At 55.6% G+C, this 17,965-nt stretch carries 20 protein-coding genes; 9 read left to right on the top strand and 11 right to left on the bottom strand.

Translation table 11 applies throughout. The features are described from left to right. Positions 1 to 92: 92 nt before the first annotated feature. Positions 93 to 728 (top strand): PEP-CTERM sorting domain-containing protein, encoded by a 636-nt coding sequence (locus tag IEW09_RS12710; protein ID WP_188554594.1) that lies wholly within the window; start codon positions 93 to 95, stop codon positions 726 to 728. 2 nt (positions 729 to 730) lie between these two features. On the opposite strand, the gene cobA is transcribed toward IEW09_RS12710, so the two are convergent. The 9 genes from cobA to IEW09_RS12665 form a co-directional block, all read right to left on the bottom strand. Continuing rightward, positions 731 to 1,516 carry a uroporphyrinogen-III C-methyltransferase gene (gene cobA / locus IEW09_RS12705; RefSeq protein ID WP_229739296.1) on the bottom strand — a complete coding sequence of 262 codons (786 nt, stop codon included), beginning with the start codon at positions 1,514 to 1,516 and terminating at the stop codon, positions 731 to 733. Further along, on the bottom strand, positions 1,513 to 2,151 hold the full coding sequence (locus IEW09_RS12700; RefSeq protein WP_188554593.1) for a precorrin-2 dehydrogenase/sirohydrochlorin ferrochelatase family protein: 639 nt from the start codon (positions 2,149 to 2,151) through the stop codon (positions 1,513 to 1,515). Before IEW09_RS12700 ends, cobA begins: the two co-directional genes overlap by 4 nt. Before the next feature lie 74 nt (positions 2,152 to 2,225). Beyond that, complete coding sequence (locus tag IEW09_RS12695; RefSeq protein ID WP_188554592.1) at positions 2,226 to 3,947, bottom strand: nitrite/sulfite reductase; 1,722 nt, start codon at positions 3,945 to 3,947, stop codon at positions 2,226 to 2,228. A gap of 220 nt (positions 3,948 to 4,167) precedes the next feature. After that, entirely contained in the window at positions 4,168 to 4,410 is a 243-nt protein-coding gene (locus IEW09_RS12690) for an anti-sigma factor family protein (protein WP_188554591.1), read from the bottom strand. Further along, positions 4,407 to 5,030, bottom strand: a complete 624-nt coding sequence (locus IEW09_RS12685; RefSeq protein WP_188554590.1) for an RNA polymerase sigma factor — start codon at positions 5,028 to 5,030, stop codon at positions 4,407 to 4,409. Before IEW09_RS12685 ends, IEW09_RS12690 begins: the two co-directional genes overlap by 4 nt. A 156-nt stretch (positions 5,031 to 5,186) precedes the next feature. After that, positions 5,187 to 5,978 (bottom strand): response regulator transcription factor, encoded by a 792-nt coding sequence (locus IEW09_RS12680; protein ID WP_188554589.1) that lies wholly within the window; start codon positions 5,976 to 5,978, stop codon positions 5,187 to 5,189. A 3-nt stretch (positions 5,979 to 5,981) separates the two neighbouring features. Further along, positions 5,982 to 6,308, bottom strand: coding sequence for a PilZ domain-containing protein (locus IEW09_RS12675; protein ID WP_229739295.1), 327 nt, complete (start codon positions 6,306 to 6,308; stop codon positions 5,982 to 5,984). A gap of 261 nt (positions 6,309 to 6,569) precedes the next feature. Beyond that, positions 6,570 to 7,589: an ATP-grasp domain-containing protein gene (locus IEW09_RS12670; protein WP_188554587.1), complete on the bottom strand. Its 1,020-nt coding sequence runs from the start codon at positions 7,587 to 7,589 to the stop codon at positions 6,570 to 6,572. 40 nt (positions 7,590 to 7,629) lie between these two features. Further along, positions 7,630 to 8,292, bottom strand: a complete 663-nt coding sequence (locus IEW09_RS12665; RefSeq protein WP_308420556.1) for an esterase family protein — start codon at positions 8,290 to 8,292, stop codon at positions 7,630 to 7,632. 223 nt (positions 8,293 to 8,515) lie between these two features. Here IEW09_RS12665 and rpsP point away from each other — a divergent pair, with 223 nt between their 5' ends. From rpsP to pdxH, 8 genes are all read left to right on the top strand, one after another. Beyond that, positions 8,516 to 8,770 carry a 30S ribosomal protein S16 gene (rpsP, locus tag IEW09_RS12660; RefSeq protein WP_188554585.1) on the top strand — a complete coding sequence of 85 codons (255 nt, stop codon included), beginning with the start codon at positions 8,516 to 8,518 and terminating at the stop codon, positions 8,768 to 8,770. Between the two features lie 281 nt (positions 8,771 to 9,051). Beyond that, on the top strand, positions 9,052 to 9,345 hold the full coding sequence (locus tag IEW09_RS12655; protein ID WP_158910835.1) for a KH domain-containing protein: 294 nt from the start codon (positions 9,052 to 9,054) through the stop codon (positions 9,343 to 9,345). A gap of 28 nt (positions 9,346 to 9,373) precedes the next feature. Then, entirely contained in the window at positions 9,374 to 10,009 is a 636-nt protein-coding gene (gene rimM / locus IEW09_RS12650) for a ribosome maturation factor RimM (protein ID WP_188554584.1), read from the top strand. A 42-nt stretch (positions 10,010 to 10,051) separates the two neighbouring features. Beyond that, complete coding sequence (gene trmD, locus IEW09_RS12645) at positions 10,052 to 10,876, top strand: tRNA (guanosine(37)-N1)-methyltransferase TrmD (protein ID WP_188554583.1); 825 nt, start codon at positions 10,052 to 10,054, stop codon at positions 10,874 to 10,876. 65 nt (positions 10,877 to 10,941) lie between these two features. Continuing rightward, positions 10,942 to 11,298: a 50S ribosomal protein L19 gene (gene rplS, locus IEW09_RS12640; protein ID WP_373282821.1), complete on the top strand. Its 357-nt coding sequence runs from the start codon at positions 10,942 to 10,944 to the stop codon at positions 11,296 to 11,298. 87 nt (positions 11,299 to 11,385) lie between these two features. After that, positions 11,386 to 12,153 carry a ribonuclease HII gene (rnhB, locus tag IEW09_RS12635; protein ID WP_188555233.1) on the top strand — a complete coding sequence of 256 codons (768 nt, stop codon included), beginning with the start codon at positions 11,386 to 11,388 and terminating at the stop codon, positions 12,151 to 12,153. Continuing rightward, positions 12,144 to 12,872 carry a PIG-L deacetylase family protein gene (locus IEW09_RS12630; protein WP_229739294.1) on the top strand — a complete coding sequence of 243 codons (729 nt, stop codon included), beginning with the start codon at positions 12,144 to 12,146 and terminating at the stop codon, positions 12,870 to 12,872. Before rnhB ends, IEW09_RS12630 begins: the two co-directional genes overlap by 10 nt. A 33-nt stretch (positions 12,873 to 12,905) precedes the next feature. Continuing rightward, entirely contained in the window at positions 12,906 to 13,502 is a 597-nt protein-coding gene (gene pdxH, locus IEW09_RS12625) for a pyridoxamine 5'-phosphate oxidase (protein ID WP_188554582.1), read from the top strand. A 19-nt stretch (positions 13,503 to 13,521) separates the two neighbouring features. On the opposite strand, the gene IEW09_RS12620 is transcribed toward pdxH, so the two are convergent. Together IEW09_RS12620 and IEW09_RS12615 are read right to left on the bottom strand one after the other, a co-directional pair. Next, entirely contained in the window at positions 13,522 to 16,455 is a 2,934-nt protein-coding gene (locus tag IEW09_RS12620) for a glycosyl hydrolase family 28-related protein (RefSeq protein WP_229739293.1), read from the bottom strand. 71 nt (positions 16,456 to 16,526) lie between these two features. Further along, on the bottom strand, positions 16,527 to 17,930 hold the full coding sequence (locus tag IEW09_RS12615; protein WP_188554580.1) for a glycoside hydrolase family 30 protein: 1,404 nt from the start codon (positions 17,928 to 17,930) through the stop codon (positions 16,527 to 16,529). Positions 17,931 to 17,965: the final 35 nt, after the last annotated feature.

Below are 17,965 nucleotides of genomic sequence, written 5' to 3'. Positions count from 1 at the left end.
CTCCATTATTGCGGATATATGGAGAATTACTGACTCTGGCACTTGAATTGCTAGGTACCGTATCGAGCGACATTTCGCTTAAGAGCGATTCAATGCGGCGACGAACACTGCTACTTCTGATGATCGTGCTTCTGGTGACCGGATCGGCGACCGGCGTTAACGCGTCGACAGAATGCCAGCGCTGGTTCATCGCCTACAAGCAGCAGCTTGCGCACTCTCAGGCAGTGAAGCGCTTGCGCCTGGCGAAGCTCAGAGCAGAGCGTTATGCCCGCATGAAGCTGGCGGGTTACGTCAAGCCGAAGCCTGTCGTCAGGCCGCACCGCCACTATCCGCATCGTCCCAGAATGACCCGCGCCGAGATTCTCCGCCGGTACAACCTGGCCTGCGGTGTGCTCCCCGAACGAGAGGCAGATCAGCCGATCATCAAAGAAGAGACTCCGGCAAACTTTGCCGCACAGCGGCCGCTGGATTTTCTGCCGGTATCGGATTCCGATGATCAACAACTGATCGCATCCACCGTTCCGCCGACCTATACCGATACGGGAGTAACTCCCGATACTCCAGGTTCGGGCGGACCGCCGGGTTCCTCGACACCCGGATTCCCTGGCGGCTTCATTCCTCCAAGCTCTCCGCCGATAACACCTGTTCCCGAGCCGGAGAACCTTGTTCTGCTGTTGACCGGTCTTATTGCGGGAGCCGGCGTCATACGCCGAAAGATCAGGAGCTAGAATCAGTCGACCTGAATCGCCTGCCCGATAAGCAGGATCACCGGAGCCGGCCCCACCGCGGCATCGTCGATCGACCCAAGGGTCGCGGCGTGGACCTGCTCCGCAGCGGTTGAAGCCTTGGAGACAGCAACGCAAGGGGTGTCGGCAGCGATGCCTGACTCGATCAGATCATCGGCGAGCGCGCGAAAGTTCCTGCCCGGCATATAGATGACCAGCGTAGCATCCGGTGGAAATGCCCCACTCCACTTGGGCGTAAGCTGCACCTTGCCCGCCGCATGATGCGCGGTAGCCAGAATGAGCTTGGACGCAGCACTGCGATCGGTCAGCGGCGTCTTCAGACCGGCGGCCACAGCAAACGCAGTAGTAATGCCGGGCACGATCTCAAACGGAATGCCCGCACCGCGAAGCGCCTGAAGCTCTTCTCCGGCGCGTCCGAAGATAAGCGGATCGCCTGACTTGAGGCGCAGGACCGATTTGCCTGCCCGCGCGCCGTCGATCATAAGCACATGGATCTCGGCCTGGGTAATACGGGGCTGGCCGCAGCGCTTCCCCACCGGAATAATCTCCGTCCCTGCGGGGATCAACGCAAGGATCTCTTCAGAGACAAGATCATCAGGAAGTACAAGGTCTGCCGTCTCGAGCAGCCGAACCGTTCTCAAGGTGAGGTAATCAGGATCGCCGGGGCCTGCTCCGGCAAGATACACGTGACCGCGTTCGGCCCTGGCCGATCGCCTGTTCTGCGGTAAGGACGAAGCCGCAGGATGCTTTGCCACTTCATGTCCGCTCAAGAGTTACCTTCCGGGGTATTGGTCTTGGCGTGCTCGCGAGCCAACAGACGCGAAGGGCATTGGTCAAAAGAACACACCTCACGCTGGGCAAGCTGGTGAAGCAGCCACTTGCGCTCGTCATTAAGAGGCTCGGCAGCGACGACCTCGCGGCGCAGATTGCCAAGGTCGGCGAGCCACTCCCCTGCATCGAGAGGGAGCTGTGCATTAATGTCTTTTCGTATCTTCTGCGCGAGAGCAGGGCTGGCGCCGGCGGTGGAGATAGCAATCTGCAGGTCGCCTCGCCGGACGACCGATGGGAAGTAGAAGTCGCAGAAGGGCGGATCATCTACGGCATTGCAAAGAACGCCCTTTGCGGTCGCCTCGGCAAAGACCGCGCGATTGACCGAAGGAACATTCGTCGCAGCCACAACGAGAAAGCTGCCCGTCAGGTCGCCGTCAACATAAGGCCGCTGAAGAAGTTCAATCTCGCCCGCGGCGGCAAGGCTCCGAATGCGCTCGCTAGCCTCGGGAGCGATCACCGTAATCCGGGCATTTGCAGCCTGGAGCGATTCGATCTTGGATTCAGCCAGATTTCCCGCCCCGATCACGACGCAAGGACGAGCAGCGAGCTTCAGGAAGATGGGAAAGAGAGACATAATATCTTCCTTTAATGATAGCGGAGACGCAGAAACACATTGAGAAATGTTCCTACGTCCCGCTGTCTGGACTTTTACTCGCCTGGAGCGAGGCGGCCAGCTCCAACAGGGGGAGCATCGCGCTCGACCGCATCGATAGCCTCTCCGTTCAGCAATGCGCGGAGAGTGTCATCGTCGTGACGCGCGAAGTAGGCGCGGAGATCTTCGTCCGGTTGCCGATCGGCCAGATACGCCTGAAGCAAGCGCTCGATGGCATCCGGAACATCTTCCGCAGCGGCGCGGTAGCCGAGAGGCCGAGAGGTGCGAGCATACTTGCCAACCGCTCCGCCAACGCAGAAGTGGAAGGCATCCACCAGCTTGCCATCCTTCTTGATTCTCTTGCCCTCAAGGCCGATATCGGCGATCCAGTGCTGTCCGCAGCTATTGGTGCAGCCCGTAACGTGCAGCTTGATCTGCTGATCGAAGCCGGGGAGACGGTCTTCCATCTCGCTGACCAGCCACTTCGCAAATCCCTTGGTCTCTGTGATGGCAAGCTTGCAGAACTCAGTGCCTGTGCAGGCAATCGCGCCGCGCCAGAAAGACGAAACATCCACCTGAAAACCGAGGGTATTCAGTTCGATGACCAGAGCAGCGGTCACCTCGTTCGGCACGTTGACGATGATGATGTTCTGCATGATCGTCGCGCGAAGCTGGCCGTTGCCGTACTTGTCGGCGAGGTCCGCTAGTTTTTGCAACTGATCGCCGGTGACCCGTCCGCGAAGCACGCTGGCGCCGACCGAAGAGAGGCCGGGCTGGCGCTGCTGTGTGATTCCGATGTGGTCGCGATAGATATCGTCGGCGATGTTCTCGTCCTCTGCGGGCGAAGGGATCAGCTTGTAACCGAGCTTCGATTCGAGCACTTCGAGGTAGGATTCGGGTGTCCAGCCAAACTTCATGAAGAGATACTTGGAACGGGCCTTCATGCGGTTTTCACGGAGCACATCGGCATCGCGGAAGATCTCCGCAGCGGCGATGACAGCAGCGAGGGCCTGGTCCTGACGGATGAAGGCGGGAATGCGAGCGGCGATGTGCGGCTCGGTAGAGAGACCGCCGCCAACGCGCAAGGTGTAACCAACCTCTTCCTTATCGTCGACAACATGCTTCGTCGCGGTGAGAGCAACGTCGTTGATCTCGGGATAGCTGCACCACAACGAGCAGCCGGAGATGGAGATCTTGAACTTGCGCGGCAGGTTGTAGAAGGCGGTGTTCGCCGTAAGCGTCCGGGCCACTTCGACGGCGAGAGGCGACGCGTCGATGAGCTCGTCGTGGCTGAGACCGGCGAGAGGGCAGCCGGTTACGTTGCGGACGACGTCTCCGCAGGCTCCCTTGGGGGAGAGGCCGATTTCGGTAAGCGCATCCACCACTTCGACCAGATCGGCGATGGTGAGCCAGTGAAGCTGAATGTTCTGGCGAGTGGTAATGTCGGCCAGATTGCGAGCGAATTTCTTGGTGATGCCGCCGATAACGCGGAGCTGATGGCTGGTGAGCAGGCCGTTGGGCAGGCCGATGCGCAGCATGAAGAACTCTGTGGCTTTGCCTTCGCCATTTTTGCCGCCCGCCAGGCCAAGGCCGTCGCCCTGCGAGTACACTCCCCACCACCGGAAGTAGAGCGCCCACTCTTCAGGGACGGAGTCGCGGCCGTCGCGGGCAAACTGGCGGATCTCATCAAAGGCCTCCCAGGGATTCTTCGCGAGCTTGAGTCGCTCTGTCTTCTGGGCTTTGGTCTCTTTGATAACGGGAGCGGAAGGGGTGGTCATTAGATTCCTTTAGTGAAGCAGAAATAAGAAAGGCCCACCGAGGTTCGTGGGCGCTTATGACTTTGCTAAGGTGTTCGAGATTTACTCAATCAATCTACGAAGCGGGGCAAAGGCGAAGGCGCGCGGCGTCGCAACAACACATGCAACAACGGGATGCGCAAAGGTTCGCCATTGATATTAGGATAGTCGGAGCCTTGTCATGCGTCAAGAAAAACGAGGTCTAAGCACTCGCCTTTTGACTACATTTCCGCATAATGGCGGAGTGAAGCCGCTCGCGGAACTCGTCAGAAACCTCGTAAACCTCGTTACCGCGATATATTTCAATAGTTTGGCGGGTGGTATTGAGGACCACTTCGCAGTGGCTGCACCCGGCGGTATGAGCGCGAACCTCTTCGAGCAGTTCGGCACTAATCTGACCGTCGAAGTAATCGGTTAGCTGGCTGAGAAAGTCGGTGCAGGTCATGCTGGCTGACCCTCCTTCTTATGGAAGTACCTGCTGAGACGCTCGCGCAATTGTAGACGCGCTCGCAACAGCCTCGATTTGACAGCAGGAACGCTCAAGCCGAGTGCCTCCGCAGTCTCTTCCGTGGAGAGATTTTCAATGTCGCGAAGGGTGAAGACAGTACGAAAACCGGGGGGAAGGCCCTGGATCGTCTTGCGAAGGATCTCTGCAAGCTCCGCCTGATTGTAGTTTTGCTCGGGATTAGGCCGCCACTCAGCAAAATCTCTTGGAATTGCCCCTTCTTCGGTCTGAACGTCCGCGTCCATCGAGACCGTCTTGCTGGTCTTGCGCTTGCGCAACCGCATGAGGCTTTCATTGACAGCGATGCGGACGAGCCAAGTCGAGAACTTGGAGTTTCCCTGGAACTGGTCCAGCTTCTCGTAAGCCTTGAGAAATGCATCCTGCGTGATGTCTTCGGCGTCTTCACGGTTTTGCGTAATATGCTGCGCTACCCGGAAGATCTGGCGTTCGTACTGCCGCACGAGCTGCTCGAAAGCAGCCGCGTCACCCGTCTTTGCGCGAGCTACAAGCGCTACATCCGGGTGAATTTCTTCCGTCGCTGGGGATTGGATGGCTGACATGAGCAGAAGGGTGCCAAAACAGAAGGACGATTACGTTAAAGTCAATACTTGCACCATAGTAAATGCAGCCAGTGGGTAGAGCAATGCAGGCCACTCGAAGGCGCGATAAATGCCGGGGATCGCCAGGGTTTAGCTCTCCACATGAGCGCCGGAAAATTACATCTTGGCTCGTAACGGCTGAGACGGCTCTGTTGCGATACCCGCGCTGTTGAGCTCCTGGGTGTACTTCTTCAGCAACTCATGGTGCAGGCAATAGAGCGCCAGCTCCAGGCGATCCGACACCCCAAGCTTGTCGTAGATCTTGCGGAGATAGTTCTTGATCACCTGTTCAGTCGTGCCGATCTGGTAGGCAATCTCCTTGTTACGCATACCGCGGGTGATGCAGCTGATGATGGCCAGCTCCTTCTTCGAGAGCTTGGGCTGGACTTTGGGATCAGTGAGCGAGGTCGCCTGGGCGCGATAGGCCTCGATGACCCAGCTAATGGATTGATTGTCGATCCAGGTCTCGCCGTCGGCGATCTTGCGGACACATTTGATCAGGAGGTCCGGAGAGATAGAGCGCGGCACCACGCCGCGAACTCCACGGCGGTAGAGCTCGACGGTGTTGGCCTCATCCGCCTCAGAGACCTGAACGATCAGCTTGGCATCGGGAGCCTGACGCACCAGCTCCGGAATGGCGTCGATGGTGCCGGCGATCAGTTGGCCTTCGAGCACAACAACGTCGGTGGGGTAGCGTTGCAGCGCGAGATAGAGATTATTGAGGGTTTCTACCTGAGCAACGACGCGAATGTCGTCCTCGAGCGCAAAGATCTTCCGGATCCCGACACGATAGATTGCCTGCGAATCGGCCAAAATGACGCGAATTCCAGCGGAACCTGCACCTTCCTGAACGTTCTCGTCCGGAACCTCGTCATCACTCCGGGTTTTGTCAAAATGAACAACCGTCATAAATCAGGCCTTTAGGAAATATTCGTCGATCACAGCAGCGGCCTTCTTTTCACCATTCTCTATGGAGTGGCGTACCACGCGACCCCTGCAATGAATGGTGACATCGGTAGCGGAACCCATTACCGCCGAGGGCATTGTAATAGTGAACTCAATTTTACTGTCAATTTCGGGAAGGCGGTCACTGACGAAGAGCAGGCCGTTGGCAGAGATATTCTCGGTTACGGCTTCGATGTCGCCATCCTCAGTCGAGAGATGAATGGCCAGTCTCATCGGAAAACGGACTGCATTGCGAACTGGATTGTCTCCACTCGTCCTGGGCCGCTGACTCACACGTCCTCCTTGCCTAGCCTTGTGGCCGCGATGCGACCCGTTGACTGACATACAGGAGTCTACCGTACGCATGAGATTGAGCAAGAGAATTTTGAGAGGAGGAGAGATTCGGAATCGAGTCTATGCCATCCCATCCCTCAGGCTGCATCGAGACCAGTCATGCCGGTCATGGCAACGTTAGCAAGAATGTTCCACGTGGAACAAAAATTCTTGATCTGTGATAAAATCCGCGCGCCCTGCATGGTTTCGACATGGCAGATGTCATTTCCTGGTTTTAGCTGAGGATTTTTTGACCGGAGTTCGTCGAGGTGTCTTCGGCTTGGGGGTCTGTGCTGGAACGCCGGAGAGGAAGACAGACCAATGGGCCTGTGATTGAGGAGCAATTTCGACGTGCGATGGAGATTGGGCTTTCTTCACCGCCAGCCTTGCCATGGCATCGATGATCCAGTTGAAGTTGGCCTCGCCTACGGAGTAGAGATCGGCGTCGGGCACTGGGTTCATAAAGTCGATGGCATAAGGGATGCCATCTTCGACGGCGAACTCAACCGTGTTGAGGTCGTAGCCGAGGGCGCGGCAAAGCATAATGGCATCTCGCTCGATGCGCTGCAAGAGTTTGGGATCATCGGTGGGCGGCTCGAAGATGTAGCGGTGCTCGTGGGGCTGGCGCGGATCGTAGGCCATGATGCGGACCTCGGACTGGCCGACGACGAAGCAGCGGAAGTATTGCTGAAAGTTGACCGCCGCTTGAAGGGTCATGCAAAGATCGCGGGTCTGATCGTAGGCGGCGAAGAACTCGTCGCGGTTGTGTACGTGGAAGACATCGCGCCAGCCGCCGCCGTCGTGCGGCTTGAGGAAGGCGGGAAAGCCGACGTAGTCAAAGATGCCGTCCCAGTCGAGCGGGTACTCCAGATTGCGGACGGAACGAGCGTTGATCTGCGGCGGAAATTCCTTGTGCGGGAGCAGGATGGTTCGAGGCACTGCCACGCCAAGCTTTGAGGCGAGAGCGTAGTTGAAGAATTTGTCGTCGGCAGACCACCAGAAGGGATTGTTAATGACCTGAGCTCCGCCGAGCACCGCATTTTTGAGCCACGCGCGATAGAAGGGCATCTCATGCGAGATGCGATCGACGATGACGTCGTAGCCGGAGGGAGTGGCCATCTGGACGCCGCCGACATGGACGAACTCGGCGCGAATGTCCTCAAGCTCCATGGAGTTGATGCGGTCGACCAGAGCACCGGGAAAGGTATTCTCCACTCCGAACAGGACGCCAATCTTCTTCAACGCACGCTCCGCATAGCTTTCAAATCTTCTCCCTTAGTTGTTATAGATAGGCATCGATCATGCGTTGCCAGGTGTGCCAGTCGTGGCCGGCACCGTCGCCCCAGACATCGAGACGACAGGGAATCTCCTTGGTGTGGAGGATGTGGGCCATCTGCTGATTCATCTCGCGGCAGACGTCGTCGACGCCGGTGGCGAGGATACAGCTATTGCGACGGTAATAGTAGAAATAATGGGCGTCGCTGATGTTCGGCATGTAGTGGGTCGGCAGGTTGAGGTAGCAGTCCTGGTCGTAGTAGCCGGAGAGGAAGCCGGAGGGATCGAGCGCACCCCCCATGGAGAGGGTTCCGGTGAAGATCTCCGGGTGTCGAAGGGCGATATTGACCGCATGGTAACCGCCAAAGCTGCACCCGATGGCGTTGAGACTGGAACAGCCGTTCCTGTAACGGACGAAGGGAACGACTTCCTCGAGGATGTACTGCTCGAAGCGAAGGTGGCGGGCGAGACGGGCTCGTGGAACGACGGTGCGGTTGTACCAGCTTTCGGCGTCAACTGAATCAATACAAAAGAGTTGCAGGTGACCAGCTTCGATCTTGTGGCGGACGGCATTGACCATACCGCGATCCTCGAAGTCGAAGAAGCGACCGCAAGAGGTTGAAAAGGCGATGGCTGGTGGTCCGGCGTGTCCGAAGACGAGAAGTTCCATCTCCCGCCCGAGGGCAGGCGATAACCATTTGTGATATTCGCGGTTCACTGGGGTCTATTGTATCGAGATTGGGTGATAGGAATTTGAGCGTCTGAGCATTGCGAAAAGCTGCATTTTCAGCCATACTTAGGTGTTGGGCTGCATCAGTCCTGTCCTGTGTGAAGGCTTTCGCGGATAGACGTCAGGCTCAAAATAACAGTTCTGAAAGGCATTCCTAGTGTTGATGATCCGTTTGGCGCGCGTTGGAGCGCGTAAGCAGCCCCACTATCGCGTCGTTGTAATCGAAAAGGACCGTGCTCGCAATGGCCGGTCGGTTGAAGTCGTAGGCACGTACAATCCCCGCACAAATCCTGCGACCGTCGATCTGAAGCGCGACCGCATTGACTTCTGGGTCAGCAAGGGTGCGCAGCTCTCTGACCGCGTTGGCAAGCTGTTGGCTCAGGCCCCTGCTGCAACCGAGACAGCATCTGCCGCTTAAGTCACATTACCGGTGATCTTTGGGAACGAACGGTAAGGTTCCCAAAGATTTCGTAACTGAGTCGGTTTCTTATATCGCATCGTGCCTATTACTCACGTAGAATTTCTCTATTGCACCGTCGCGAAATCGGTGGTGCACAATGGGAAAAGCATGGCGTACTCAACCAAGCTTCCCATGAACCGTTGTGATGCTCGTAGCAGCACAGCCTGGAAGATCTCGCATCAGATGAGACGAAAGGTTGAGCGTGAGCGTTGCAGCGTGACTCCCAAGAGGTGTGTGTAATGGACGAAGCCATGCAATTGGCGTCAGGTGACGATTCTGCGAAAAAGATGAGCGACCTGGTCGCTGAACTTGCCCGCGCATTGGTGGATAAACCGGAAGAGGTCTCCGTAGAGACGATTCAGGACGGCGACGGGACGCTTCTGCGGCTGCATGTAGCACAGAGCGACGTAGGTAAGGTGATCGGAAAACAGGGCAGGACGGCGCGCTCGATACGCACCGTGCTGAGCGCAGCCAGCATGAAGCTGAAGCGTCGCTTTTCACTGGATATCGTGGAAGAGAACCGAGCATCGTGATCTGCTAAGTTGATTTTCGTTTCAACCTATGACAGCAAATGCTTCTTCGTGGATCGCGCTGGCTCACCTGCTACGGCCTCAGGGCCGTAAGGGCGAGTTGCTCGCGGAGTTGTTCACCGACTTTCCTGAACGGTTCAAAGAACGAACTCAGGTCTTTCTGGCCGCTCCCGGTTTTGATGGCGAGGCTGCGCAGGCCCGCGCCGCAGAGGTCGTCGCGTTCTGGCTGCCGATGGGCAAGAACGAGGGACGCATTGTTCTGCAGTTTGCAGGGGTGGATTCAATTACCCAGGCAGAGGCGCTGGCTGGGCTCGAGGTTCTGATTCCGGACAACGAGCGTGTGCCTCTGGACGAGGACGCGGTCTATATCAGCGAATTAGTCGGCTGCACGGTGTACGACGGCGCGATAGCGGTGGGCACAATCACCGACGTTCACTTCCCTGCTACGGCGGACGGCTCTCGTCGGCTCGAGGAGGCTGCACCTCTGCTGGAGGTTATATCCCCCGATGGTAATGAGATCCTGATTCCCTTCGCGAAGGCCTTCATCGTTGAGGTGGATACTAAAGAGAAGCGAGTGAACATGACTCTGCCGGAGGGGCTGGTGGAAGTAAATCAGTCGCAGAGATCCGATCAGGATGCGAAGGCTCGCGGAGAGTCGAAGCAGTAGGCCGGTTCCGGCTGGGCAATGCAGGCTCTACACTGAATTCTTATGCGCTTCGATATCATTACGATCTTTCCCGGCTTCTTCGATAGTCCTCTGGACTATGGGATACTGAAGCGCGCCCGTACAGCGGGCTTGGTGGACGTGGTCGCACATGATCTTCGCGGCTTTACGCATGACCGGCACCGGACGGTGGATGATCGCCCCTTTGGCGGGGGCGAGGGCATGGTGCTGAAGCCGGAGCCTATCTATGACGCCTTCGCATCATTGGGAGTCTCGGCGAAGACCGAGCGGGAGACGGCGAAGGAGACAGTGATCCTGCTGTCGGCACAGGGTCGGCCATTTACGCAGGCTGTCGCGCAGGAGCTTGCCGCTGCAGAGCGCGTGGTGATTATCTGCGGTCGCTATGAGGGGGTCGACGAGCGGGTGAACGAGATGCTTTGCGATCGGGAGATTTCGATTGGAGACTATGTGCTGTCGGGTGGCGAGCTGGCGGCGGCGGTGATTGTGGATGCTGTTGTGCGGCTGCTTCCGGGTGCGCTGGGGAATCCTGATTCTTCGCGGTTTGAGAGCTTTGGGGCGGATGATGTGGCGGAAGATACGACGACGGAGGATGGAGTTCCGCGGAGTACCTATGGAGCGGGTGGGTTGCTGGATTATCCGCACTACACGCGGCCTGCGGAGTTTCGCGGAATCGCGATTCCAGAGGCTTTGCGCGGCGGGGACCACGAGGCGATTCGGCGCTGGCGGCGAAGGATGGCGCTGGAGAAGACCCTGCGAAACCGGCCAGATCTGTTGGAACGAATGGTAATCAGCGATGAGGACCGGGAGATGCTGGCGGAACTGCGGCTGAACGGCGAATATGAGGCTTAAATAAGGACTTTGACCCCCGTATTCGTGTACACTAAAGACTCGAGTCCAAACACAGGAAAGTTGTCATGTCGATCAATCCAATCATGCAGAAGCTGGCCGCCAAGTTCGAGCGGACCGATTTACCCGAGTTTGCCCCTGGCGATACCGTCCGCGTTCAAGTCAAGATTCGTGAGGGCGAGAAAGAGCGGCTGCAGGCGTTTGAAGGCATGGTGATTGCCTGCCGTAAGGGAGCCCAGGGCACCTTTACCGTTCGCAAGATGAGCTTCGGCCAGGGCGTCGAGCGCATCTTCCCATACAACTCCAAGGTCGTCGACAAGGTCGAAAAGGTTCGCTCCTACGAAGTTCGTCGCGCCAAGCTGTTCTACCTGCGCGGTCTGCGCGGCAAGGCTGCCCGTCTGCGTGAAGTCGAGCGCGCCAGCTAAGCTTTCATCTTCCGTTTTACAGAGCCACGACTTCGGTCGTGGCTTCGTTTTGCTCGGTGCAGAGTTATACACTCGTTGATGACGCTTATGGCCTCGGTTGCATCGATTCGAATCTCGAAGACAGTCACTGCCGCAACGGCGAAACAGCGAATGCTGAAACAGCTTGTGTGCAGCGATGCACCGGAACAGGCTTTGCGCTACCACGGCTTTCGCAGCATTGCCGGCGTCGATGAGGTTGGCCGCGGTGCGCTGTTCGGGCCTGTGGTCGCGGCTGCGGTGATTCTGCCTGAACGCCTGAGCGGATTGGCGAAGGCTGGGTTGACTGACTCTAAACAGTTGACGCGGGAGCAGCGAGAGCAGTTGAACAAACGCATCCGGCGGATGGCAATTGCGGTTTGTGTCGCTGAAGTAGATGCTGCAACGATTGACCGCGTAAACATCTATCAGGCGACGCGCATGGCCATGCTGGCGGCGGTGCAGGGTTTGGAGGTTGCTCCTGATCATCTGCTGATCGATGCTATGCGTCTGGACCATCCCTGTAAGCAGACGAAGTTGATCTATGGAGACTCGCTGAGTCTTTCCATTGCGGCAGCTTCGGTGGTAGCCAAAGTACATCGGGATGCATTGATGCGCGATTTGGATCTGGTGCATCCGGGATATGGGCTGGCGTCGCATAAAGGCTATGGCACGCCGGAGCATCGGCGCGCGTTGGCAGAGCGTGGGCCATGTGCGTTGCACCGGCGTACATTTGCACCAGTGCGGGCGGTCGATCCTGATGCTGTGGCTGAGGCACAGGTGACCGAAGAGTTGCTGTTCGATGATTTCGAAATAGAAGAGGGGACGAAGTGGGATTGAAATTGATGTGTGTTGTAGCGCATCCCGATGATGAGTGTTTTGCATTCGGCGGAGCGCTGGCACTGGCTGCTGAGAATGGAGTTGAGACTTACGTCATCTGTCTGACTGATGGGCAAGCAGCTACTAACCGGGGCGATGCAGCCTCGGGTGAAGCATTGGGAAAGATGCGGCGAGAAGAGTTTGTCGCATCGTGCGAAGTGCTCGGCGTAAGCAGGCATGAGCTGCTGGACTATCACGATGCGCGCCTGGAGTTTGTCGATTTTTCGCAGGCAGCGGGAAGGCTGGTAGAGAAGATGCGGCAGTTTCGTCCGGACGTCGTAATTACATTTGGCACCGATGGCGGACTGAATACGCATCCCGATCACATGATGGTCTCGATGCTGACTACAGCGGCGTTTCATTGGTCGGGACAGGCAAAGCGGTATCCGCTGCTTGGCACGGTGCATGAGCCGAAGCGGTTGTTTCATTTGAGTACGAACTTCTTCATCCCCGGCAGGCAGGCACCGAAGCCGATGCCCTGGACGGTCACGCTCGACATTGAATCGGTACGGGCGCGAAAGACAGAGGCCTTTCGCCAGCACACCTCGCAAGCGCCACTGATGGAGCAGACCAAGGACCTATTTGAGCAGTATGGAGCCGAGGAGTTTTATACTCTGGTGGCAACGAAAGAGCCACAGCCCGCGCAGCTTGAGAAAGATCTATTCGACGGGCTGGTCTAATAGGCGGCCTTACCATCAAGCCGAGGAATCAGTATGAACATGATTGACGCAGAGACAGCAGCGGAACCGATTGCGCTGTTTCGTGCGTGGATGCATGAGGCAGAGGCAAAAGAGCCAAACGATCCGAATGCCGCAGCGCTGGCTACTGCTACGGTTGACGGTGCCCCAAGTGTCCGCATGGTATTGCTGAAGGGATTGGATGAGCGCGGCTTTGCGTTCTATACCAATGCAGAGAGCCGGAAGGGCGTGGAGCTTGCGGCGAATCCACGAGCAGCGATGTGCTTTCACTGGAAGTCGTTGCGTCGGCAGGTACGTGTAGAAGGCTTAGTTTCGGAGTTGCCGGAGACGGAGGCCGATGCTTACTTTCATAGCCGTTCGCGTGGCAGCCAGCTTGGGGCCGTTGCCTCACGACAGAGTAGACCGCTGGCTGGTCGGCAGGCATTGGAAGAGCGTGTTCGTGCTGTAGAGGAACGCTGCCCTGATGATGTCTCGCGACCTGATTTCTGGCGTGGGTATGTTCTGTGGCCGGAGCGGATTGAGTTTTGGATAAATGGCGCAGATCGACTGCATGACCGTTTTTTGTTTTCGCGCGTCGATAGTGTCTGGGTGAAGGAACGACTTTATCCGTAGTGTTGCAGGACTCTCGCTGCTAGCGAAGCCTCTGCACTTTTGTCTGCACTGAATAGAGTGAGTTGTGAGTAAGAATAAACAGCGTTCGTCCGTCCTTTCCGCCAAAGAGAATGTCGATAGGACGTTCCGGAACGTCGATCGTGTCGATTAGTTTTCCGGAAGAGTTGTATACATATATCTGACCAGCCGCGATAAAGACATTTCCTTCTTCATCCTGTGCGACGCCTTCGCCGCCCTGCTCCGCGAAAAGTTTTGTGTTCATCAATGTTCCATCGGAACCGACATTGGAGACATATGTCTTCTCTTGCGATTCATCACTGCTATAGAAGGGATGCCCAGGCACAGCCCGCGCCAGGCTAAACGCGCGGAGAAGATCAGCCATCTTTGTTCCGTAATACAACGCCCCCGTGACAAAATCTTCGCCGGCGGGAATGAAAGTAGTGCCGTCGAGAGAGACGTACTGATAAGGCTTTAAGACCGGAACAGCTTGCATAAAGTCATTTTCGTTGCGCCAGTAATTTACTGGAAGAACTGCCGTAAGTCCTGGCCTCTTCGAGGCCGGCTGCGGCTTGAGCAATGTGATGTTCTCTTCTAATGAATTCGGGTTGAAGGTGTAGATGGTGCCATCCCCGTCGTAGGAGACGACTATCAGGTTGCCGGATTTATCGAATGCTAACTGCACGGGCGACAATGGGCTGTCGCTAACAATCACCGGGCTGTGGCTCTCGGGCGACCACTTATAGATTCGCTGCCAGTGGGCGTCTACAAAGTAAAGCTGTCCGGATTTATCTACCGTTGCGCCGGAGATATTAAAGAAGCCTGTACTAAGTTTTTCTACCTTTGCTCCGGCAGCGAGAACTATAGAGTGGCGAGGAGTCGTGCTGGCTGCCCGAGGCTCATCGATAGCAAGTGCGGCAAATTCGCGATCGCGGATTTCGATGTTATGCGGTTGCTCGATAACTACGGAGTTATCAAAAGACACCTTGCTATCGCTGTAGACATGAATATTTCGCAGTTGGATGTTGTGTGAGTTTGTAACTCTGATTGCATTTGGAAATGGCTGATAACTGCTAACTACTCGATAGCTATGGTAGTTCGCGATAGTGACGTTACTTGAATCGTTGATGGAAAGCGGCAATGCGAATGGACCCTCTCCACGCTCTTCTTCGGTTTGCAGAGCATAGATCTGCCAATTAGAGACATGATTCAACTTCACCTCATTACGAACGTGGTGCTCACTTGATAACTCGTAGATGCGTCCTGGAGTTGAAGTATTAGAGATCGACACGCCTGCCTGCGCGAAGGTACTCGGAGTCCATATATCGGCGAAGGTACCGCCACCTCCGTCGGTGATCCATAGGCTCGAATACTGGCTATCCCATTTGCGACGTGCATCAGAGTCGGCGGTATGGGTGTTGTTGTAGATCGTGGAAAAAGAAACTCCGGGATAGTTTGTTCCGTGGCCACCTAGAAAGCGAACATCGTCCATTAGTGAATTAGTTCCAGCCATCCACTTTGCGCCGACGGCCCTGCTATTGATTCCGTTGGTATAGAGCCCTATGCCGGTGACGATGTTCGTTCCGCCATGAGGTGTCTCCAGCAGTGGCTTCGGTGAACCGGGACCTTGAAATGCCGGTGTAGAGTCGGGTAGATCGATTTGTGTTGTGCTGGGATTAAGGCCGATCACAACCGTATCGGGCTTCAGAGTAATTGTGTCGGTGACAATATAGTGTCCCGATGGAAAATAGAGCGTGCGATGCTCGGCAATCGCCTTCTTGATGACGGCCGTGTCGTCGCTTATGCCATCACCTTTCGCTCCGAGCGTGCGTATGTTGACCCAAGTATTCATCGCAGGGACAGGCGGAATGTCAGACGGAACCGTAGCAGGAAGTGAGTTCAGTGTATGAGCATCATTCGTTGTCTGGATCGTTGGAGTAGCGTTATCTACTGCAAACGTTAAGCCATGAGTGAAATGGCTTACCTGGTAGATATCTCCGGTTCCGTTTATCCTTTTGCCGCTCTCGCGAAACTGAGCGAAGAAAGGAACATTGCGGCAGATTATATTTTCCAGATTGATTTCAGTGTGCGCATTGAGCTCATTACTAATAATGACAGCAGGGCCGCTGATATCTTCGAACCGCGCATCCTTTACCCATAGCTCATCGGAGTAACCTGGATCGATGGATATTGCTGTGGGTACATCTTTAAAATGATCGCGAACTAATGTAAGTCCGGCTTCATGCTCCTTGATTGCGGCGCGAGCCTGTCCCTCGAATGTGGAGTCGAGAAGCGTGAATTGCCATCCGGGAGATGGTTTGCGAGTCATAATGCCGTACTGGCCGCCATAAAAGTGCAGGTCCTCGGCCTCATTGCCTATGTCATGCAATGCGGCCATGCCGGAACCGATGTGAAAGTCCATGTGTGCCAGATAGCAGTGCTGCGCTACATGAAAACGAATGCCGATAGCCGCTGGGTTGCCATCTTGAATTTCAAAATCAATGTTGCTCATCGCGGAATAAAACGTTCCAGGATTAGCATCTGAGATCGAATCGTTGGGTGGCACAATTCCCGCCAGAGGCTCACCACGGCGGGGTCTGCGATGGGCTGCATCCGGGCGGCCACCCGTGAAGAGAACCATATAACCGATTCCCTTCTGAAATCCAGGTGTATCTTTTCCGAGTACAAAGACAGGACGCTTTGCGCCATAGCCGATCAAGCGGATACCGGGCCAGACGAGGATTGTTTTGCTAATGCGGTAACGCCCTTCGGGAATAAAGACTATTCCCTGCACCGTTGACTCTTGTACTTTATCGATGGCCTGCTGAATGGCATCGCTATCGTCGGCGATGCCATCACCATGCACACCTTGATCGCCTTTGACCAGATAGACAGCCTTAGGATCGTCAGGACGTAGCGTGTAATACGAAGCTCCCCACAGAGGAACTGCACTCAATAAAAATGCAACACTAGCCGTTATGCATCGAAGTTGCCTAAGCGTCATGGTCGCCTTCTTATTTCAGATCGTTACCAGATATAAGTTGCAACGTCTCCCGCTCCCAGGACAGAAGTAAATGCCTTTTTGTGATAACTGACATTGAACGTCTGAGATGAATCGTTGGGATTTGCAACGATAAGTACTTCTTTCCCTTCGGGAGTCTTGAAGGCAACATTCGGAAGGTTATCGATGTCATTCGATCCGATACGAACAGATCCAGCCGGAACGAACTTGGATGCATGGGCAATTGTGTAAAACGCAAGGTTGCGGGTGACCTTACTACCATCGATGGTGAGTGCGCCCTGGCAGCCAGTGCATCCGCCATCGTTGGTATGCGGACCGAATTGAGGGTCGGCAGCAAGGTTCCAGAGCAATACATTCTTGCTCCAGTTACGGGCGACGCCGATGACGATTCCCGCTACAGGGCGAGCTATGTTGAGTTGATCGCTACCGCCATGATCCGTCACCGACTGCTCGGTGAAATACATGTTCTTGTCAGGAAATGCATTATGAACCTGAGTCATTGCATCGACCGTACCGCCATAGAGGTGAAATCCAGTGCCATCGACATACTTATTCGCGGCGGGATCCTTCAAGATGGAGCGCGGATAAGCGGGATGATCGAGGTTGTGGTCGTATAGAACAATTTTGGTTTTGATTCCAGCTTTGGCAAAGGCCGGCCCCAAATCGTTTTCGATGAAGTCAGCTTCTTCGGGGGCAAGCATCACCATGCTGGGCGTGTTCTTCTCGTTCAGCGGCTCATTCTGAATGGTGATGGCATCGATAGGAATGCCTTCCGCCTTCATCCCCTCAATGTATTTAACAAAATAAGTGGCGTAGGCTGCGAAGTATTCTGGTTTCAGGACACCCCCCTTTGCTTTGCCTGTCATCTTCATCCATAGTGGAGCGGACCAGGGCGATCCTAATATCTTTATCTTCGGATTGATTGCCAGAATTTGCTTTAGCACCGGAATAACATCTTTGCGATCGAGGCCGAGATCGAACTTGGCCATCTCTGGATCGGTCTGGCCCTCCGGAAGATCGTCGTAGGAAAAGACATAAGCGTTCATGTCAGACGATCCAATGCTGACTCGCAGGTAGCTGACGCCGATGTTATTGTCATTGTCGGTGAAGAGTTCGTGAAGCAATGCAGCACGTTTTGCAGGATCCATCTGCATGATTAGCTGAGCACTACCGCCCGTCAATGCAAAGCCGAATCCATCCATCGTCTGAAATGTTTGCTTGTCATCTACATTGATGGTCGGGTTGCTCCCTGAGGGTTTGGCAAAATCCAGCGGCGTCTTTTGTAACTGCAAGAGAGATGATCTATCGGGAGTCGTCAGCCAATAGGTAGCTTTTTTTTGCGCACACATTGCTTGCGAAGTAAGTATCGAGGCAGCGAGCAGCAGATAACTACTAATTCTGAAATTCATCTTCTCTCCTGAGCAATCCGTTCTCTCAACGGTGT

This window comes from Edaphobacter dinghuensis, assembly GCF_014640335.1.
GTDB lineage: Bacteria > Acidobacteriota > Terriglobia > Terriglobales > Acidobacteriaceae > Edaphobacter > Edaphobacter dinghuensis.
The sequence above is the reverse complement of the archived record's forward strand: the minus strand, read 5'-3'. Positions and strand labels throughout refer to the sequence as shown.